Source organism: Roseovarius sp. MBR-79 (genome assembly GCF_053628555.1).
Genome location: NZ_JBRJGP010000063.1, coordinates 1 through 2,759 on the forward strand (window position 1 = coordinate 1; position 2,759 = coordinate 2,759).

The 2,759-nt window shown below is 62.7% G+C and carries 4 protein-coding genes; all 4 read left to right on the forward strand.

The genetic code is table 11. From position 1 onward, the window contains the following. Positions 1-59 precede the first annotated feature (59 nt). The 4 genes from tnpA to ACSSV8_RS20060 are packed head-to-tail and all read left to right on the forward strand — an operon-like array spanning position 60 to position 2,730. The gene (gene tnpA, locus ACSSV8_RS20045; RefSeq protein WP_238373424.1) at positions 60-464 is read left to right on the forward strand and encodes an IS66-like element accessory protein TnpA; all 405 of its coding nucleotides are present in this window, start codon (positions 60-62) and stop codon (positions 462-464) included. Next, positions 461-811, forward strand: a complete 351-nt coding sequence (gene tnpB, locus ACSSV8_RS20050) for an IS66 family insertion sequence element accessory protein TnpB (RefSeq protein ID WP_007813093.1) — start codon at positions 461-463, stop codon at positions 809-811. Before tnpA ends, tnpB begins: the two co-directional genes overlap by 4 nt. Before the next feature lie 60 nt (positions 812-871). After that, on the forward strand, positions 872-2,506 hold the full coding sequence (gene tnpC / locus ACSSV8_RS20055) for an IS66 family transposase (protein ID WP_454283658.1): 1,635 nt from the start codon (positions 872-874) through the stop codon (positions 2,504-2,506). Continuing rightward, entirely contained in the window at positions 2,503-2,730 is a 228-nt protein-coding gene (locus ACSSV8_RS20060; protein WP_446275771.1) for a hypothetical protein, read from the forward strand. The genes tnpC and ACSSV8_RS20060 overlap by 4 nt, the downstream gene beginning before the upstream one ends. Positions 2,731-2,759: the final 29 nt, after the last annotated feature.

The following is a 2,759-nucleotide window of genomic DNA, read 5'->3' on the forward strand; positions in this document are numbered from 1 at the left end:
GTAAGCCTCCGGGGGCGGCCGTCTGAACTTGTGTTCGCTCCGATGGTAAGTCCGCCCTTATGTCCGACTTTATCAACCGCCCTCAAATCGAAGTTCTGTCTGCTGCCGATGGTGAACGCCGCCGGTATTGGTCGGATGATGACAAACTGCGCATAGTGGAGGAGAGCTTTATCGGCCACCGTCAGGTGGCAGCCACAGCGCGGCGACACGACATTTGCCGCTCGCTGTTGACGACTTGGCGGCGGCAGTATCGAAACGGTGAGCTTGGGTCTTCTCGTCCAATATCGTTCGCGCCGGTGACCGTGACGAAAGCGCCCGCGCCACAGACCCATTCAGTTGATCCCTGTCCGCCTCCGGACTGTCAGATTGAGATAGCTCTGCCGAACGGGCGGCGGGTCATCGTGCCGGTGGGCGTGGAGCCCGAAGCGCTTGCGCGGATCCTGGCCGTGGTGGACAGACAATGATCGCGTTTCCGGCGGGCGTGAAGGTTTGGATTGCGGGCGGCGTCACCGATATGCGGCGGGGCATGAACACGCTGGCGCTACAGGTGCAGGAGGGGCTCGGCCGCGATCCCCATGCGGGTGAGATATTCTGCTTCCGGGGCCGTAAGGGCGATCTGGTCAAGATCCTGTGGCATGACGGCGTGGGCATGTCGCTGTATCTGAAGCGCTTAGAAGCGGGTAAGTTCATCTGGCCGGTGAGCCGGTCTGGCCAGGCGGTGCAGATCTCGGCGGCACAGTTGGGCTATCTTCTGGAGGGTATTGACTGGCGCAATCCACGCTGGACGCAACGCCCTGCAAAGGCTGGATAAATTGCACTGACAGGCCTGTTTTTATTGGTGTTCCGCGGCCCCGGTTGCTAAATATTGGCCATGTCTGACGCCGCCTCCGAACTCGCCAAATTACGCGCTGCCCTGGCCGCCGCCGAGGCCCGTGCGGAGGTTGCGGAAAGCGAGCTGGCACAGACCCGCGCAGTTGTCTCTTGCTCGGAAGCGATGATCCAGGAGCTCAAGCTCGAGATCGCCAAACTGCGCCGAGACAAATACGGCATCTCGTCGGAACGGCGCTCGCGGCTGATCGATCAACTGGAACTGCAGCTTGAAGAACTGGAAACAGCGGCAACCGAGGATGCCCTGGCCGCCGAAGAGGCGGCCGACAAGGCCGCCTCCACGGTGCGCGCCTTCACGCGTCGCCGTCCTGTGCGCAAGCCGTTTCCCGATCACCTGCCGCGCGAGCGGGTTGTCGTTGAGGCACCTGCCACCTGCACCTGCTGTGGCTCGGATCGTCTCGTGAAGATGGGCGAAGATGTCACTGAGACGCTGGAGGTAATCCCACGGCAATGGAAGGTGATCCAGACCGTGCGTGAGAAGTTCACCTGCCGGGCCTGCGAGAAGATCAGCCAGCCGCCAGGCCCGTTCCATGCGATCCCGCGTGGATGGGCCGGGCCCAGCCTGATCGCCATGCTCGTCTTCGAGAAATATGGTCAGCACCAGCCGCTGAACCGGCAGGCCGAGCGGTTCGCCCGTGAAGGCGTCGAGTTGAGCCTGTCGACCCTGGCGGACCTGGTCGGGCACGCGACTGTCGCGCTGCAGCCCCTCCATGCGCTGATCGAGAGCCATGTGCGTGCCGCTCACCGCCTGCATGGCGATGACACGACCGTGCCGCTTCTGGCGCGAGGCGGCGCAAAAAAGGCCCGGCTCTGGACCTATGTCCGTGATGACCGGCCCTGGAATGGTGGCGCACCGCCGGCGGCGGTCTTCCACTTCTCCCGCGACCGTACGGCAACCAATCCCAATCAGCACCTGGCCGGATGGCAAGGCGTGCTGCAAGCGGATGCCTATGGAGGATACAACGATCTTTATCGCGCCGACCGTGATGCGGGGGCTGTGACCAGTGCGCTGTGCTGGGCTCATGCCCGCCGGAAGTTCTTCGAGCTGGCCGACATCGCGGGCAACGTCCGCAAGGGCAAACCCAGCCATCAAATCTCGCCGGTCGCGCTGGAAGCGGTGAAACGGATCGACGCCATCTTCGACATCGAGCGCGAGATCAATGGGCTGGATGCCGATGCCCGGCTTGCCGCCCGTCAGAAACTCTCCCGTCCCCTGGTTGATAATCTCCATGATTGGCTGCTGGCAGAGCGCGCGAAACTGTCCCGACACAACAAGGTGGCTAAGGCGATCAACTACATGTTCGAGAAAGACGGCCGTTGGCAGGCGTTCACGGCATTCCTCGATGACGGGCGCATCTGCCTGACGAATAATGCGGCCGAACGCGCCCTGCGCGGCGTGGCCTTGGGCAGAAAGTCGTGGCTCTTCGCGGGATCCGAGCGCGGCGGTGAACGCGCCGCCGCCATGTATACCCTCATCGTCACGGCCAAAATGAACGACGTCGACCCACAGGCCTGGCTTGCCGATGTCCTCGCCCGGCTGCCCGACATGCCCGTCTCGCGCATCCATGACCTTCTGCCATGGAACTGGAAGTCGTGGCACCTCGCTGAGGCGGCATGATCATGCAGCTCAACAAGGTGTATTCCGTCAAGACCATCGACCGCGTTGCAGCCGAACTGGGCGAAACCGTCGACCGGATCTTCGATCTCGCCATCGACATGGAAACCGAAGATGGAGTGATCTGGGTCTACGGCCCTGGCGACGACAGCGTCATCGCCTTCACTCCGTTCGGGATTGAAAACCTGCAAGAGCTCATCGAAATGGACCGCGACCGCGCGCGTTGACCTCGTTGTGGCCTACGCCGGATGCTTAC